Origin of the sequence: Paenibacillus borealis, from assembly GCF_000758665.1 — a bacterium.
Lineage (GTDB): Bacteria > Bacillota > Bacilli > Paenibacillales > Paenibacillaceae > Paenibacillus_AQ > Paenibacillus_AQ borealis.
This window is the reverse complement of the sequence record NZ_CP009285.1, coordinates 7,660,338-7,677,041: the sequence shown is the minus strand read 5'-3', so window position 1 is coordinate 7,677,041 and position 16,704 is coordinate 7,660,338. Positions and strand designations below refer to the sequence as shown.

Genomic DNA, 16,704 nt, shown 5'->3' with positions numbered 1-16,704 from the left:
TTTAATGTACGGATAATCCTCTTTCCAGCAGCGCCCAGAGCCGGGTGAATTCCTCCCGGACGCCGGGGCTGCGCCACTCGTAGGCGTGTGCCGGATGGTGATAGCGTGCGGTGCCATAGAGGACTGAACGTGCCTGTACTGCCGCCGGAATTTCCCCTGATATAAATCCTTGTTCTATGCCCCGGGCAATGAGAAGGGCAATGTGATCGAGAAGCTTCAGGATGTGGACTTCAACAAGCGCTGCCGATTCTTCAGTAACGGCTGCATACATTTTGAACATCTCGCTGTCCTGTGCGGCATGATGCTGCTTAAGCTCTACGAGCTTAGCGATATAATCTCTAAGCTGCCTCAAGGCATTGGTTGTGGGTATCGCGGCAATTTCAGTTAGCGGAGCTACAATCATCTCCTCCAGCCACCGTTCCGTTACCGCCTCCCGCAGTGCAGCCTTGCTGGGGAAGTGCCGGTACAGGGTTCCATGGCTTACGCCCAGCAGCTTCGCTACATCAGTGACCGAAGCCTTGTCCGGCCCGTATTTGCGCAGCGTTTGTTCAGCTGCATTAAGGATTTCTGTCTTGCTCAAAAAAGAGCCTGTTTTATTCACGGGTATTTCCCCTTCCTGTGCATGAAGCATAACATAGCGCAGAACAAATGACAAATAATTATTTTTGTCATTTGTTCTGCGCTATTTGTTTCCGGCTATTCGTGTTATTCATGGAACTTCCCTGATTAAATTTGCCAGCAGGGTGATTCCGCGCTCCAGTTCTGCCGGAGAAGCGTAAGCGTAGGACAGTCTGAGATGCCCGCGGTCACTGCGGTCGTACAGATCACCTGTATTCAGCAGCAGTCCGGCGCGCAGGGCTGCGGTGAACAGCTTGCGCGGAGGCATAGGATGCAGGAGGGACAGCCAGATGTAGAATCCGCCTGCCGGTACGCTCCAGGTTGCCAGTCCGGCACAATGAAGCTGCAGCAGCTCCAGCATAAGATCTCGGCGCTCCCGGAGTCTGCTGCGCAGCACCTGCAGATGCTCCTCATGATAGCCGCCCTCAAGCCAGCTGGCGGCGGCCAGCTGTGACAGGGAGCTTGCGCCGTAATCACTCTGCATTTTGATATCGGCCAGCCGCCGGACTACCGGCTCCGGGCCGACAATCCAGCCGATGCGCAGGCCGGGGCTGGCTGCTTTGGACAGGGTACCCAGATGCAGCACTCTGCCCTCGCGGTCCAGCGCCTTCAGCGGCAGCGGAGGCGGTGCATCCAGCCACAGCTCCTGATAGGCGCCATCCTCGAGAATAGGCAGCCCGAGGCTGCCTGTGACCTGCATAAGCTCCCGCCGCCGCCCGGCATCCATCAGAATCCCGGTAGGATTGTGAAAGGACGGGATACTGTAGAGCATCGCCGCCTTGCTGCGGACAGCCTCAGCCGTAAGAAGCTCCGGGATCAGCCCGCGTCCGTCCATGGGCAGTCCGCTGAATTTCACCCCGGCAGACTGAAAGGCATGGATCGAATACAGATAGGACGGCTTCTCCAGCAGAATCGATGAGCCGCGCGGCAGAAGGCCCAGAGCAATAAGCTGGAGTCCCTGAAGTGCCCCGGAGGTGATCAGAATGGAGGCGGGGTCGGCTGCAATGCCGCTGCGGGCCAGCATCCGGCTGACCGCAGCCCGCAGCGCCGGATTGCCGAGCGGTTCCTCATAAGAGAGCGGTGGAAGAATCCGCTGCGAGAGTCCGGCCAGCACCCGGTTCATCGCTGCGCCGGGCAACAGCTCCGGCGCAGGCTCGCCGGTGCCGAGGCGGATCAGACCCGGCTCATATTCGAGCCGGTTGATATCCTGTACTGTAGGCAGGTTGGGATAGTGAATCCCCTCCTCCACATAATCATTCCAGTTGCCCCGGCGCTCCGGTTCTGCCGGAGCTGTGACCACGTTGGATTCACCGGCGGGCCGGATGGCGGAACGTGCATCCGCTACTACTACGGTCCCGCCGCCGCGTCTGCCTTCAATCAGACCCAGCGCTGTAAGCTGGCCCAGCGCCGTGACCACCGTGCTGCGGTTAACACCGAGCATGCGGCAGAGCTCACGCTGCGGAGCCAGCCGCATCCCGGGAGGCCAGGCCCCGCTGCTGATCTTGGCGAGGAAGTAGGAGGATATCTGACTATGAAGCGGCAGCTGAGAAGCCGGGTCCGGCTTCCATGTGCCTTGCAGGACAGGGAGTGAACCGTCCGGTTCCTTTTCAGGGGTTGCAGGTGCGGGTACTTCAGGATGACCGGAAGGACCGGCAGCGCTTAAGTCTGGATGATCTGGGGGATGATGATGTGTCAAGGGACCGGCTCCTCTTTTGTGGTTTCTTTCCTTAAGTTTACCATGATACATCGTCTTCTATTAATCTTGGTTGGGTATGTGCCGGACAATTTGGATGGATACGGCAGCCCCTGCACCAGAGTACGATCAGAATGCGTCAACCGGGAAGAAGCAAGAAGCTGTGGAGGCTTGTTCATCCGGAAGCATCACAGCTTATATGAAGGAGGAAGAAGTTATGACGGAAGCCATTGTACATGGAATCATTCTGGCCTTCGGGCTTATTCTGCCGCTGGGCGTGCAGAATATATTCGTATTCAATCAAGGAGCCCAGCACGCGAGATTTCGCAGTGTGCTGCCTGTAGTTCTGACGGCAGCGGTATGCGATACGCTGCTTATAACCGCAGCAGTAGGCGGTGTTTCTCTGGTCATTCTATCGCTGCACTGGGTCACACCCTTTATATATGGTGCGGGAATCCTGTTTCTCTGCTTCATGGGCTGGAGAATCTGGCGCTCTGCTCCGGCGCAGGAAGAGGCGGGGCGCCTCTCTCCGAAGGGACAGATGCTCTACGCGCTGTCGGTTTCTCTCCTGAATCCGCACGCGCTGCTGGATACGGTGGGCGTCATCGGTACGAGCTCACTGCAATACGACGGTACGGTGCGCTGGGCCTTCGCGGCGGCTACGGTGGCCGTCTCCTGGATCTGGTTCCTGAGCCTTGCCGCTGCGGGCCGCCTGCTCGGCAGGCTGGATGCCACCGGTAAGGTGATTAAAGGGCTGAATACCGCTTCAGCACTATTAATCTGGGCGATCGCCGTCTACATGGGAATACAGCTGTGGCGGAGCTTTTAACGTAAATTTAGCTCTGCAGAGCCCGATTCGGCAAACCGGTTGCCAAACTGTTTCGAAAACTTCACACATTCATACTTTATCTGAATCTAGTCTATTGACCATTGGAATATAATCGCCTACTATACAGATATAAACACAAAATTCTAAATTATGGAATTCGGGAAAGGTGGTGTTTCCTTGGAGCCTGCAGCCACGATTCGAGATCAGCTATTGGACTATTTATCAGAGCATGAGTTGTCCATCAATCAGTTTGCCATAAGATCCGGCATTAATTCCGGAACACTCAGCCGGATTATTAATGGTCATCAGCCGATTGCCATGAGCCATCTGGAGTTAATTACTGCAGGAATGGGGGTGAGCGAGGACTATTTTTACAGTTTGTATGTGGACGAGTGTTTCTATCGTTCGGCACCGACTTGGCGGCGGCTTCGCCCTTTTATTGTAAAGTGTGCAGAGCTTGGGCGCATGGACTGTATCGAGCTTCTGGTACATAATCTGCTGGATAATCTGACCTATGTTCCAATGTTGTTCGAAGTAGCTGAAGGATTGTTCCAGCAGGGGCATTGGCCGGGGGCAGCACTGCTCTACGAGAATGTAAGCGCCAGCGAGAAATACCAGTACTCCGAACGGCTGGCTATGTGCCAATACCGCCTGTTCCAGATTGCACTTGGAGATGATCAGAGCACGAACCTGCGCGCAGCTACTCTGTTTGAGAGCTACATCCCGCGTTTGGATGAGGCAGATCAGCTGGATGCTTTGAAGCATTTGATGGATGTCTACTACTCACTGCAATTATGGAGTAAAGTAAATGAGCTTGCTCTTGAATTACTTCGGCTTGCTACAATTCAATATGATCTTTATTGTCGCTCGAAACATAAAGAGATGGTGAAGAGCGGAGAAAGACCTTTTTGTTTTTATATATTGTATGCCCATCTAATGCGTTCGAATGCATACGATGAATGTGGGGATTACAAAGCGGCTCTTGAACTTGTACCTTTATATTCGGACGTAAATTGGATCCATGAAGAAAGTGAGGAAGTGAAGAGGACTGTAGCGCAATTCCAGGAATGGGGCAAGGCTAATACTTATTTGTACCGCTTACTGGATGGACAGTCAGAGGTGTTAGCTGATTATGTTAACTATATTTCAACGCAACAAGGGGAGATCTTCACAGCTTTATTTTATATCGTCAAATCTGCAAACTTATATAACTGGAATGTAGATTCTATTTTAGAACGTTTCTCTGATTACATGCCCTATAGGATACATCTCACTGAGCTCGGAGTGTACAATCAGCAGATTAAGGCTGACCAACACGCCAGATTTCTTGTTGAACTGGGAGTCTATTATCTGCGGAATAAGCGAAGTGAAGGCATTGGATATATCTTGGAAGGTTTGGAATCATCATCTAAGCTTAACAACGAGAGCATCATCTTCAAATGTGTTGATCTATTCGAGCAGAACAGGCATATTGCTGGAGAAGATGAGCAGAGGCAATACAAAATCCTAATCAGAGAGGTACGGGATGCAAATGAAAAGAAAACTCCTATTAATGCTAGCCTCGTGTAGTGTTGTTGTACTGATTACTCTGCCTGTATCAGACATAGTGGGTAAACCTATACAACAACAATTGATTGAAACAATGGGACATGGTCCAGGGGGCTGAATGAGCAGCTGTAGTTATATAGTACATCTTCGGCGTCTTCTGCTAATGCAGGGACGTCTTTTTTATGTATAACTCCTATCTCGCCAGAGCTTGTCAATATATTCACTTTAACAGATAATGCAATCAGTCCAATATTTTGTATTTTTACATAAAAATCTATAATATTGCATAAGGAGGCGGGATTCTTATGTATAGTCCGGCAAGTGTCAGAATTCGTATTGAGAGAGCCAGAAGCAAGCTTCATCAGTTGCAAGTCCAATATGGCGGTTTATGTCATCCTGAGGTACTACGGCAATCCGTAGTGCTGGATGAACTGCTTAATTCTTATGATAATACCTACCGGATGAAGAAAAGGCCGCCTGCTTAAGCAGTATCTGACGAGATGAAGTGAAACAACAGCGAAGTTAGATCTAATATTCTATGGATAAGCGTGTGAAAAGGGTGGTTAATACTGTGGAACATACAGTCAAAATCCGGGATGAAATAGCCGCCTATCTCTCGGAGCATCATATGTCCATTAATCAGTTCGCTGTAATCAGCGGGATACATTCCGGTACACTCAGCCGGGTGATGAAGGGTCAGCAGGCCTTGGCGATGAATCATCTGATTCGTGTAACGCACGGAATGGGACTTCCTGAGGACTACTTTTACAGTAAGTATGTGGATGAATGTCTGTATGATTCGGCACCAACCTGGCGGCGGCTGAGGCCGTTCTTGCTGCAATGTGCGGCGCTGTCACGTCTGGACTGTATTGAGCGGATTGTACAGAATTTGCTGGATAATCTTCTCTATGTGCCGCTGCTGTTTGAGGTCGCCGAGGAATTATTTGAGCAAAAGAGCTGGCAGGCGGCAGCATTAATCTATGAAAATGTGGGAGCCAGCGAGAAATACCAGCATTCCGAGCGTCTGGCGCTCTGTCAATATCGTTTGTTCTTAATTGGTCTCAGCGATGATCAACACAAAAATTTAATTGCAGCTACTTTATGTGAAGGTTATGTGGGCAGGCTGGACGAGGTCAATCAACTGGATGCGTTGAAGCAGCTGGCTGATACGTATGCTTCACTTCATAAGTGGCAGAAGGTGGGCGAGCTTGCCGAGGAAATGCTCAGCATTGCTTCTCATCTGTATGAGCTGCATAGAGAGTCAGGCCGTATGACAAATAATGGACAGGTACACAAAAGACCATTATATGCATATATTTTATACGCCCAGCTACTTCGTGCCTATGTATTAGAGCAGTGCGGGGCTTATAAGTCTGCACTGGAGATTATACCCTTATACATGGATGGAAGCTGGATACGGGAAGACACTGAGGAAGCAAAGCGAATTATCGCCCAATATCAGGAATGGGGAACGGCCAATACTTATCTCTATCGCTTGTTGGACGGACAGATCGAAGTACTGGACGAGTACGTGGAATACATTTCCACCCGGGAAAATGAGATCTTTACAGCACTATTCAAAATTATTGAATCGGCCAACCGGTACAAGTGGGATGTGGATCATATTCTGCAGAGATTCGCCGATTATATCCCTTACCGCAAATATTCCAGCGTCTTTGGTGAACGCAATATACTGATGCTGAAAGACAGTCATACCCAGTTTCGCCGCGAGCTGGCAACCTATTATCTGGCCCGCAGACGTTATAAAGGCGATGATGTAATCATGCAAGGCGTGGACCTGTCCGCCAAAATAGATAATGAGCATAATGTGATCCGGGGCACATTATCCGTGGATTTTGAGATATCGATTTCGGATATCACTAAACTCGGCTGAGGATTTAGGAGAAGCATTCCCTTTGTATATTCATGCAAAACGGCTGAGAACCCCTCCGGGGAATCTCAGCCGTTTATTTGTTCAACCGGTAATGCCGCCTGCGGTTAGCCGCCGATCTGTGACATGCGGCGGGCGGTAGGCGTATGGCTCTGCGCTTTACGCTCCAGGGCGAGCGCCATTTCATGATTATGCGGCTTGTTGCCGAGCGCTTGGCGGAAAAGAGCCTGCACCGCAGCAGGATCACTTATCAGTGGACGCACATTGTATTCATCCTCCCAGTAAAGGCAGGCTTTGATATTGCCGTCGGCGGTGAGGCGCAGCCGGTTGCAGTTATCGCAGAAATGCTCGCTCACCGGATGGATCAGTCCGAAGGTTCCTTTCGCTCCGGTAACACGCCGGTTCTGTGAGGGTCCATTCCCGGAAGGCATATCGGCTTCTTCGGTAGTCCAGCCTGCTTCATTGCAGGCTTCCACTACCGTTTCGAGCGGGAGATAGGTCTGCCGCCAGGCATCGCTTGCGCTGCCGATCGGCATATATTCAATGAAACGTACATTCAGCGGGCTGTTCAGCGTCAGGGCGATAAAGTCCTTGATCTCATCATCGTTAATGCCCTTCATCAGCACAACATTCAGCTTGATCGGTGACAGGCCGGCCGCTTCGGCGGCTTCAATCCCCTTCAGCACTTTGGCGACATCGCCGCCGCGGGTGATCATGGAGAACCGGTCCTGGCGCAGGGAGTCCAGGCTGATGTTCACCCGTGACAAGCCTGCCTGCTTCAGGGCAGCGGCTTTGGCCGGAAGCATCAGACCATTCGTAGTCAACGATATATCTTCAATACCGGGTATAGCGGAGATCATGGATACCAGCTTCTCCAGATCCTTACGGACCAGCGGTTCACCGCCGGTCAGCCGGACCTTCCGCAGACCCAGCGGCGCAAGTGCTTCCACTACAGCGGTAATTTCCTCATAATTCATAATCTCGTCCTGCGGCTGGAATTGCATTCCTTCCGCAGGCATACAATAAATACAGCGCAGGTTGCAGCGGTCTGTAACCGAAATGCGGATGTAATCATGTATCCGTCCAAAAGGATCGGTCAGCGGCTCCATGGCACTACTCCTTCACCTGTTGCGTTTTATTTTAAATTTTAAAGATTTCATTCCTCTGCGTCAATGTTCAGGGCTTCAGCTGACCCCACCAGCAATTATGAAGAGGAGGGAATGTATCCGGCACAATAAACGGACAACCTAAATAATATGTGACAGATGATGAAAGGCGCAGCCTAATTTTGACAAAAGTACGACAATTTCAGGGAATGGTCATAGAATGCTCACCGAAAGCGCTTAACAATTTCGATATAATTTAGGTGCGGAAGATTCAAACTTTATAACCTTTCACTTTTGCGAAGAACACAGCTATGATACCGGAATGATTAGGCGGCAGCCTTCAGGATGCCCCGGCGTCCGGCAAACCAATAGGGAGGATTTGCAAAATGACTATACCTACAGTTCCATCACTTGTCGTGCCGGAGGTTTGTAGCCGCTGGCTGGAGAGTCGGGGATTAATATATCAGCTTCTGGTTGATTTCTACGGAAGAAAACCATCGCTCTCACTGGTCGCCCAGTGGAGCCGTAACCGCGAGATGAGCGTCGCGGCGGAGATGACCGAAGGCGGACGCGAACTGAAACGTTATCTGTGCAGCCAGGAGCCTGCGATGCTTCCGGCCATCTGCGAGAAAGAGAAGCTCGAATATAAACGGCTGATGAACGAGCGTGCAGCCAGCACCTTTGTGGCCCGGGAAGCAGCACAGTTAGGCCGTGAGGAAGAGTTCTGTAACGTGATCTCTGATGTGTATGCTGCGGCAGGAATTGTGTTCAAGAAGTGCAGCGGTGAAGCTGATGACCATATCGCTATAGAACTGGAATTCATGGCAGTCCTGCATGAACGGATGCTGTACAACAGCTTCTCCATCCGCAGTGCAATGGAGCTTCTGGAGATCCAGGAGAACTTCCTCGAAGAGCATCTGCTGAAATGGACCCCGCAGTTCTGTGAACGGCTGAATGCTGCAACCGACAGCCCGCTCTATCTTGGACTCAGCCATATGCTGGAGGAATTCCTGCCGCAGGATCTGCATATGCTGCGTGCCTGGAAGGCCTCGCTGGAGAGCAGCGCGGCGGCAATGGCGTAATAAGAGCATGTAGCACTATATATTACAGCATCAACACAAAAGGCACCCTTCCATCAACGGAAGGGTGCCTTTTTTCTGCTCGCGGCTCTTGAACTTAAGCTTTCATTTTATATGACTTGAACAAATGAAAATACAAAAAGCGTGAAGGATCGAAGGGGGATTTTGGAACTGTAGGAGCGGTAGCGTCCGCCTTTGTCTCTGGATTTCAACCGCGAAAGCGGTATAAATCAAGAAATCTGGAGACAACAGCGGCCGGAAGTCCAAATATTCACCGTAGTGACACCTAAGCTTTACGATATTATCATACGTTCAGATTATATAACTGAAACTGAAGTTCAGCTATTATTCATATACCTTCTTACTGCGGAATCTCATCAGGAACTCATAGACTACGGGCACAACAACCAGGGTCAAGAGTGTAGAGCTGACGAGGCCGCCGATAACCGTTACGCCAAGTCCCTTGGAGATGATCCCGGCGCTGTTCTCAAGTCCTGTAACCAGCGGCAGCAGAGCGCCAATGGTAGCCAGCGCGGTCATCAGAATCGGACGAAGACGGGTAGCTCCGGCCTCAAGCAATGCCTGACGGGTAGGCATACCCTCTTTTTCCTTGTGAATCACCCGGTCGATCAGCACGATCGCATTGGTGACAACGATACCGATCAGCATCAGTGCACCCATCAGTGCCGATACATTCAAGGTCTCGCCTGCCAGGAGCAGAGCGACGAGAGCGCCGATCACAGTGAACGGCAGGGAGAACAGGATCGCAAACGGTGCCAGACCGCCGCCAAAAGTAACCACCAGCACGAAGTATACAATGGCAATTGCCGCAAGCATGGCAATGCCAAGCTGGCCGAACGTTTCATTAATCTGCTCGGTGACTCCGCCGAAGGTGATGGTTACGCCATCCGGGAGGTCCAGGGCGTCGATTTTGTCCTGCACCGCATTTGAAGCGCTGTTGATGTCGCTGGAGATGATCTCAGCCGTCACATCGACTTTCATTTTGCCGTCCTCGCGGGTAATGGAGTCCGGCGAATTGCCTTGCTCAATACGGGCAACTTCTCCGATCGGTACGGTAATGCCCAGCGGTGAAGTAAGTGTAGCGGCCTGCATTTCTTCAATACTGCTATAGGAATCTTTGTCAGTCTCAATGTAGACATTATAATTCTTGCCATCCAGTTCGACCTCTGTCAGTACAGGCCGCGTTCCGGCAGGGCTAAGCTTCATGGCAATCTGTCCGGCTGTAAGGCCCAGTGAACTCAGCTTGGCCTGGTCTGCTACGATCGTATATTGATCATAGGATTCGGAGAGGCTGGTCTCGCCGTCCTTGAAGTTAGCGGTATCTGCCTGGACGATCCCGGCAATCTCATCGGCTACCGGTTTAAGCTGCTCCAGACTGTCCCCGTAGATATTTACGGTCAGCGTACTGCCGCCAAGGCCGCCGCCCGTCATGCCGGACAGATCGCCCCACACGCCATCCGGTACCTCTTTGGTTAAGCCAGCAATTAAATCCTCTTTGACGGTATCGAAATCAGGCGTATCGCTGTCATAAGTGACATAGAACAGGCCGGAATTCCCGGAGCTGAGCCCGAACGGGCTGCTGCCGCCGATGGAGTATTGCATTTTATCCAAGTGCTCCTGTGCCAGAATGAATTTCTCGGCTTTGAGTCCTTGCTCCTTCACATCCTCCAGCGTCTGGCCGGCTTTGGGGGAGAAGGTAAGCGTGACATTCTTCTCCTCCTGGGAAGGCAGGAAGCTGACGCCGATCGGCTTGATCAGGAACAGGCTGCCTGCCAGCAGAGGCACGGCAATGCCGAAGGTAATCAGTTTATGCGAGAGGCACCAATTAAGAATTCTGACATAACCGGCAGCCATTGCCCCAGGTTTGTCGTGGCTGCCCTTGCTTTTCTTCAGTCCGTTACGGAACAGGGTATGTGCCAGTGCTGGCACCAGGGTAATCGCCACAACCAGTGAAGCAAGCAGCGCGAATACCATGGTTAAGGCAAACGGCAGGAATAGTTCACCGACCATACCGCTGACGAAAGCGAGCGGCAGGAACACGGCAATTGTAACAATCGTTGATGACATGATCGGCACGAACATTTCACGGGTAGCCGCGCTGATCAGCTCTCTGCCGCGCAGCTTCTCGCCGGACAGTGTAAGCCGCCGGAAGATGTTCTCGATAACGACAATGGAGTCATCGACTACCCGCCCGATAGCGACGGTCATTGCGCCGAGTGTCATCATATTCAGTGTAATATCCATTTGCCGCAGGCAGAGTACAGCAATAAGCAGCGACAGCGGGATCGAGATAATGGAAATAATGGTCGAGCGGATATTCCGCAGGAACAGCAGGATGATGAGCACGGCGAACAGGGCACCGAACGCGGCCTTGGACAGCATCGTGTTCACGGAATCCTCAATCGGCTTGCCCTGGTCGAGCAGCACGGTCAGGTCCATGGATTTGTACTGATTCTTCAATTCTTCTGTTTTGTCCTTGACGCCGTTAACAACATCAACGGTATTGGCATCGTTGGCCTTCACAATCTGAATCCCGATCGATTCCTTGCCGTTGGTCCGTGAGATCGACTCGGATTTGCCGACCACCTCAATGGTGGCCAGTTCACTCAGCTTCACTGTCGGCAGCCCGGTCATGGCAGCTGCGCCAGCCGCAGCTCCAGCGTCACCCGCAGTGCCAGTACCAGTAGCAGCGCCAGGAGCCGTGCCCCCTGCGTTAGCCGCTCCCGCAGCACCTGCAGCAGACGCGGAAGGAATTAGCGGAATGCTGACATTCTGCAGATCTTCCACCGTAGTAATATTACCGTCGACCACAACAGCCTTCTGCGATTTGTCCATTTCGAACAAGCCGAGCGGAACCCGCAGAGAGGAGGCTTGAATAATGCCTTTGATCGTATCTTCCGTCAGGCCGTATTGCTTCAGCTTATCCTGATTGAACTTCAGGGAGACTTCTTTGACGTATTGGCCCGCAATCTGCACGGAGGCTACGCCTTCTACATCTTCGAGCGCCGGGCGGATATCATTCTCGGCGATACGGGTCAGCTCTTCCAGATCGGCTGAGCTCTCATCAGAAATACTGAGCGAGATGACCGGCAGTGAGCTGAGGCTGAAGCGGGAGATTTGCGGCTTCTGCACATCATCCGGCAGAGCAACCTCGTTCAATGCTTCACGCACCGCAGCTGTGGCATTGTCCAGATTCGTGCCGTATTCGAATTCAATGGTGACACTGGAGGCATTCTCCAGTGAGGTGGAGGTAAGCATCTTCACACCATCCACGTTGCGTAATTTCTGTTCGAGTGGTTTGCTGACATCATTCACGACGCCCTCAGGTGCTGCTCCGGGATAAATAGTAGTAATGCTGAGATAAGGGATACTAATATTCGGCAATGTTTCCTGTTTCATCGTCATCCCGCTGTACAGGCCGGCAAAGACGATAATAATCGTCAGCAGCCATATGGCGAACTTATTGCGGAGCGAGAAATTAATTAAGCTTTTCATTAGTTAAGTGAACCCTCCAGTATCTATAATCTTGGCATTTGTCCGAGTTAATGAAGCCCGCAGGAAGTCTGCATATAGGGAGAAAATAGCTTCTTCAGCGTACTGAGTTCTCCTGCCAGTACAGGGTACCCTTGGAGATTAGCGAGCATGCCCTGAATAATCGCCTTGCGGGGGTGCGAGGTAAGGATTTCGCTTTCCAGAATGTTCAGTGATTCCAGCCCGTCTTCTGCAGTGTCCTGTTCAGAACTTGCAGCATCGCTAAGCAGCAGCTTCATAGCCTTGATCAGCTGGAGCGGGTTCTGGCGCTGGCTCTCCCCGGAACTATCCGCCCATCGGGCCAGGACTGCGGAAGAGATCAGGGGAGCGGGCTGTCCGGCAAGCAGGCCGGCAACCAGAATATCCAGCCAGTCCACCAGGCGGTCGGCAAGGTCAGGGATGGAGACGGAGGTCTCTCCTCCAAACAACAGCTTGATGCTGGAGTTGATCATGCCGTGACTGAGCAGGCACAGCTCCCCGGCATAAGGCAGAATCTCACGTCCATACATAAGCTCCAGCTTATTCTGGAACCAGAGCAGCAGCCCTGCGTTGTTCTTTTGCACCCATTCCGGAATTTCAGTATGGCCTTTGCCGGCGAGCTCCTGGAATTGGCGCTGCAAAAACTCGCGCAGCTCGTATACATGACTAAGCAGAATTTCAATCTGGTTGCGCAGCTGCTCCCGCGGGGTTCTCCGGACTTCCTGTTCTTCACGCTGCAAGGGATCATGGATCATCCGGAAGCAATATATGTAAATGCTGCGTTCGAGCTCCTCCTTGGATTTGAATAACAGATAGAGACTTCCCTTGGAGATCCCGCATAATTCGGCAATCTCCTGCATGGAGGTGGAGGATGAACCTTTTACAGCGAATAGCTGCATTGCTGTCTTGATGATTTGCTCTTTTTTTGTAATACTTTTAGCGGTCACTGCTGACTGTATCCCCCTTCTGACTCCCGGGTTCTGTAATTGACTGTGGGGTCAGGGAGATTATATTATATTATCTGCAGCATTACAAATCAGCAGCCAGGCTCCCTCCGAAGAGGTTACAGTATTGTTGCAATTATAGTTTCATATAGGATTCCAGTAGGAAGAAACGGATTCTTCATGTAATATATAAATGTGTCAGTTTGGTGATGAACGGCAGAATGAGAAGGTAGGTTGCGTATGAGAAGAGGACTGCAGGCTTTAGTCATCATAGGAGCTATGCTTGCTTTTTATTATTTCGGATTCGGGATTTTCGGCAGTACAGCCGGCACCATCATCAGTATTTTCTCCACATTAACAGTCATCTCTATCGGGCTTGGTATTTTCATGGAGAACCGCAATCCATCTACAACAATGTCCTGGATTTTGCTATTGGCGCTAATTCCGGTGCTGGGACTCGTTTTCTATTTTTTGTTCGGACAAAATGTGTTCAAACGGCGCAAATACGATAAGAAAGCGCAGCGCGATCTGATGGCGTATGAACGGATTGAGAATGACGCGCTGCGCATGCATCAGGACTGGTCGGTGTTCAGTCCCGGACGCCAGAAGCTGCTGGGATTATCGCAGCGGCTGGCACGCACGCCTATCTCCTTCAGCTCAGAGACGCGGATCCTCACCAATGGTGAAGAGACCTTCGGCACGCTGCTGCTTGAGCTGCGGCAGGCCCAGCATCATATTCATATGGAATATTATATTTTCCGGGCGGACCATATCGGCACACGCATTCAGCAGATTCTGATCGAGAAGGCCCGTGCGGGCGTAGCTGTCCGGTTTATGTATGATGCGGTCGGAAGCATGCAGCTCTCCAGAGCCTTCCTCAAAGAGCTGAGTGATGCCGGAGTTCAAGTAGCTGCTTATGGCAATTCCACGTCCTTTTTCTCCAGCCGGGTGAATTACCGGAATCACCGCAAGATTGTTGTCATCGACGGCGATGTCGGATTCATGGGCGGATTGAATGTCGGGGATGAATACCTGAGCCGCAGCAAGACCTATGGATTCTGGCGCGATACGCATATGCTGCTGAGAGGTGAAGCGGTGCGGACGATGCAGATTATCTTCCTGCAGGACTGGATGCACACCACCGGCGAGAAGATTCTGGAGCAGGATTATCTCTCCCCGCAGCTGCGCTTCACGACCGGAGACGGAGCGGTGCAGATTATTGCCAGCGGACCGGATAATGAACGGCGTGCGCTGAAGAATATCTTCTTCTCCATGATTACCTCCGCGGAGAAGTCGGTTTGGATCGCCAGTCCGTACTTTATCCCCGATGAGGATATTCTGACCGCACTGCGTGTAGCCGCAATGTCGGGACTGGATGTACGCCTGCTGTTCCCGGCCAAGCCGGATAAATGGCTTCCGTTCCTCGCCTCACATTCCTATTTCCCGGCGCTGCTGGAATCGGGAGTGAAGATCTACGAATATGAGAAAGGCTTCATCCACTCGAAGCTGCTGATCGCGGACGGGGAGATTGCGACCATCGGCACGGCCAATATGGACATGCGCAGCTTCCACCTGAACTTCGAGGTGAATGCGCTGCTGCTGCAGACCGAGAGCGTCTCGCGCATTGTCGCAGACTTCGAACGCGATCTGCTGTCTACGCGGCAGATTGTCCATGAGACCTTCATGGATAAACGGCTGCTGGAGCGGCTGCTGGAATCGGCAGCCCGCCTGATGTCTCCGCTGCTGTAGAGCAGTAACTAATAAAGACCGCCGGAAGGAGCTGCTGCTCTCCGGCGGTCTTTTGTATGGCATCATCAGAAAGTAGTGAACCCGAGGCGGGTCTGCATCCGGTAGAGGATGTACTTCATCCACGTAATCTCACTCTGATATTCCTCCAGCGGCAGGCTGTACTCGGCACCCTCGTTATTCCACAAACGGTTGAAGTAGCTCTCCATTTCAGCATATAGCGGCTGCCCCTGCGGCACGGATACCCAAAGGTTATTCTCCAGATTGTAGTCGTCCAGATTACGGGCTGTGAAATTCGTTGATCCGCCCAGGACGATGGAGTTGCCGGTCGCCTTGGCAATGAACAACAGCTTGGTGTGATACTGCTCCTTGCCCGTATTGTACCAGCGGATTGCGATACTCCCTGCCGACTTCCGGCTCAGCTCCATCGCAACCGGGCGGTTCGGGATGCCGATCTTGTCCCGCCCGAAGGCATTCTGATTGGGGTCCAGCAGCAGCCTTACTTCAGCACCGCGGGCATCCGCCTCAAGCAGGGCATCAATAATTCCGTCGTCCGCCAGATAGAACATGCCCATCCAGACGACATCCCCCTTTTGTGCAGCGTTAATGCCCTCCAGCGCGTACTTGTATACCTTGCCCTCCGTTAAATAGCGTACTTCGGACTGCGGCTCTCCGGTGGTGCTGGCTTGCGGCTTGAATTCCGGTGTCTTGCTCAGCAATGGGCCCGCTCCCGAGAGGTCAGCGGCAGCCTGCTCGCTCTGCAGAATATCGGCCTGAATGGGGCCCTGCACCTCAAGGGCAATATTGGAGTGATAGGCGCTGGCATCATGCACGTTCCCGGAAGAGATCAGTGCGGTGTTCTCGCTGAGCACTACTTTACGGTGATTGGCCTTGACATTGAGCAGCTTCAGATACGAACGTGCGGTAATATCGGGTCCTCCGCTGGCCATAAGATTCGGAATCCAGCCCTTGCCGGATTGTCCGAACCACTGAATGAAGGTGCGCCATACTGCGGAGTAGGCCGGGGTCGAATCACGCAGCGCATCCACATCCGTCATAATAACCTTGATTCCGGCGGCTTTCATCTCTTCCAGCAGGGAATTGGGGGCGGAACCGTAATTTGTATTTACCTCGTCGGTGATGAAGACGATTTCCAGCCCGGGATAGGCGGCTTTCTGAGCGACAAGCTTATCGGTAAGCTCCTGGCTGACTGCAGGGAACTGCTGGTCTGTGTGGGTATAATTATTGAACAGGAACAGATCGATTACGAGGAATTCTCTGGACTCTCCGATAATCTGCAGGATTCTCGGGAGAATCTGCTCTTCTCTTGCTTCAGCCCCGCTGCTGTCCTGATAGGTCAGATCATGCCAGAAGGCTACGTTCTCCACCTTATAAGCAAGGCTCTCGGTTGAAAGCCCGGGAGGCAGCGGTTTATGGGTCTGGTAGATCATTACCCCGGCAAGCCATATAAAGAGAAGGACGACGGCAATCAGTATTTTGGAGCGGCGGCGCAGGATAAGCTGCGGCTTCCGCTTGCGGGGTGTCGTGATCGCACCGGAAGCTATGGTTAGCTGCGACTGTTCAGGTGTGATGGAGCGGCTGCCTTGATTCATGGGATAATCCTCCTGGGTGTGCTGCGGAACCAGAGCTCGTATGTCCTGGCGCGGCATTGTAACTACCTATTAACGCCCGCTAAGGAGAAGTGAAGCAGCTGACTGC

Annotated in this window: 12 protein-coding genes; 6 read left to right on the top strand and 6 right to left on the bottom strand. The window is 52.2% G+C overall.

Annotated elements, in window-relative coordinates; genetic code table 11:
- Position 1: 1 nt before the first annotated feature.
- Complete coding sequence (locus tag PBOR_RS32645) at positions 2 to 601, bottom strand: TetR/AcrR family transcriptional regulator (RefSeq protein ID WP_042218152.1); 600 nt, start codon at positions 599 to 601, stop codon at positions 2 to 4.
- Between the two features lie 108 nt (positions 602 to 709).
- Entirely contained in the window at positions 710 to 2,314 is a 1,605-nt protein-coding gene (locus PBOR_RS32640) for an aminotransferase-like domain-containing protein (RefSeq protein WP_342671098.1), read from the bottom strand.
- Positions 2,315 to 2,528: 214 nt separating this feature from the next.
- Between PBOR_RS32640 and PBOR_RS32635 the strand changes: the two genes are divergently transcribed.
- From PBOR_RS32635 to PBOR_RS32620, 4 genes are all read left to right on the top strand, one after another.
- The gene (locus PBOR_RS32635; protein ID WP_042220185.1) at positions 2,529 to 3,140 is read left to right on the top strand and encodes a LysE/ArgO family amino acid transporter; all 612 of its coding nucleotides are present in this window, start codon (positions 2,529 to 2,531) and stop codon (positions 3,138 to 3,140) included.
- A 177-nt stretch (positions 3,141 to 3,317) separates the two neighbouring features.
- A complete protein-coding gene (locus tag PBOR_RS32630; protein ID WP_245647966.1) occupies positions 3,318 to 4,709 on the top strand; it encodes a helix-turn-helix domain-containing protein in 1,392 nt (463 codons plus the stop codon).
- Positions 4,710 to 4,993: 284 nt separating this feature from the next.
- Complete coding sequence (locus tag PBOR_RS32625; protein ID WP_042218151.1) at positions 4,994 to 5,173, top strand: aspartyl-phosphate phosphatase Spo0E family protein; 180 nt, start codon at positions 4,994 to 4,996, stop codon at positions 5,171 to 5,173.
- Between the two features lie 86 nt (positions 5,174 to 5,259).
- Positions 5,260 to 6,582: a helix-turn-helix domain-containing protein gene (locus tag PBOR_RS32620; protein WP_052429742.1), complete on the top strand. Its 1,323-nt coding sequence runs from the start codon at positions 5,260 to 5,262 to the stop codon at positions 6,580 to 6,582.
- 104 nt (positions 6,583 to 6,686) lie between these two features.
- On the opposite strand, the gene moaA is transcribed toward PBOR_RS32620, so the two are convergent.
- On the bottom strand, positions 6,687 to 7,688 hold the full coding sequence (gene moaA / locus PBOR_RS32615; RefSeq protein ID WP_042218149.1) for a GTP 3',8-cyclase MoaA: 1,002 nt from the start codon (positions 7,686 to 7,688) through the stop codon (positions 6,687 to 6,689).
- 383 nt (positions 7,689 to 8,071) lie between these two features.
- Between moaA and PBOR_RS32610 the strand changes: the two genes are divergently transcribed.
- Complete coding sequence (locus tag PBOR_RS32610; RefSeq protein WP_042218147.1) at positions 8,072 to 8,767, top strand: TorD/DmsD family molecular chaperone; 696 nt, start codon at positions 8,072 to 8,074, stop codon at positions 8,765 to 8,767.
- A 342-nt stretch (positions 8,768 to 9,109) separates the two neighbouring features.
- Here the strand turns inward: PBOR_RS32610 and PBOR_RS32605 are convergent, their stop codons facing one another.
- Both PBOR_RS32605 and PBOR_RS32600 read right to left on the bottom strand, forming a co-directional pair.
- Positions 9,110 to 12,280: an efflux RND transporter permease subunit gene (locus tag PBOR_RS32605; RefSeq protein ID WP_042218146.1), complete on the bottom strand. Its 3,171-nt coding sequence runs from the start codon at positions 12,278 to 12,280 to the stop codon at positions 9,110 to 9,112.
- Positions 12,281 to 12,327: 47 nt separating this feature from the next.
- Positions 12,328 to 13,242 (bottom strand): TetR/AcrR family transcriptional regulator, encoded by a 915-nt coding sequence (locus tag PBOR_RS32600; protein WP_052429741.1) that lies wholly within the window; start codon positions 13,240 to 13,242, stop codon positions 12,328 to 12,330.
- 237 nt (positions 13,243 to 13,479) lie between these two features.
- Here PBOR_RS32600 and cls point away from each other — a divergent pair, with 237 nt between their 5' ends.
- The gene (gene cls, locus PBOR_RS32595; protein ID WP_042218144.1) at positions 13,480 to 14,988 is read left to right on the top strand and encodes a cardiolipin synthase; all 1,509 of its coding nucleotides are present in this window, start codon (positions 13,480 to 13,482) and stop codon (positions 14,986 to 14,988) included.
- A gap of 65 nt (positions 14,989 to 15,053) precedes the next feature.
- Here the strand turns inward: cls and PBOR_RS32590 are convergent, their stop codons facing one another.
- The gene (locus PBOR_RS32590; protein WP_081972277.1) at positions 15,054 to 16,598 is read right to left on the bottom strand and encodes a phospholipase D family protein; all 1,545 of its coding nucleotides are present in this window, start codon (positions 16,596 to 16,598) and stop codon (positions 15,054 to 15,056) included.
- Positions 16,599 to 16,704: the final 106 nt, after the last annotated feature.

Bases quoted from the DNA above. Each gene is read 5' to 3' on its own strand.
- PBOR_RS32610 (WP_042218147.1), top strand. From the start codon at position 8,072: ATGACTATACCTACAGTTCCATCACTTGTCGTGCCGGAGGTTTGTAGC.
- cls (WP_042218144.1), top strand. From the start codon at position 13,480: ATGAGAAGAGGACTGCAGGCTTTAGTCATCATAGGAGCTATGCTTGCT.
- PBOR_RS32590 (WP_081972277.1), bottom strand. From the start codon at position 16,598: ATGAATCAAGGCAGCCGCTCCATCACACCTGAACAGTCGCAGCTAACC.
- PBOR_RS32635 (WP_042220185.1), top strand. From the start codon at position 2,529: ATGACGGAAGCCATTGTACATGGAATCATTCTGGCCTTCGGGCTTATT.
- PBOR_RS32625 (WP_042218151.1), top strand. From the start codon at position 4,994: ATGTATAGTCCGGCAAGTGTCAGAATTCGTATTGAGAGAGCCAGAAGC.
- PBOR_RS32605 (WP_042218146.1), bottom strand. From the start codon at position 12,280: ATGAAAAGCTTAATTAATTTCTCGCTCCGCAATAAGTTCGCCATATGG.
- moaA (WP_042218149.1), bottom strand. From the start codon at position 7,688: ATGGAGCCGCTGACCGATCCTTTTGGACGGATACATGATTACATCCGC.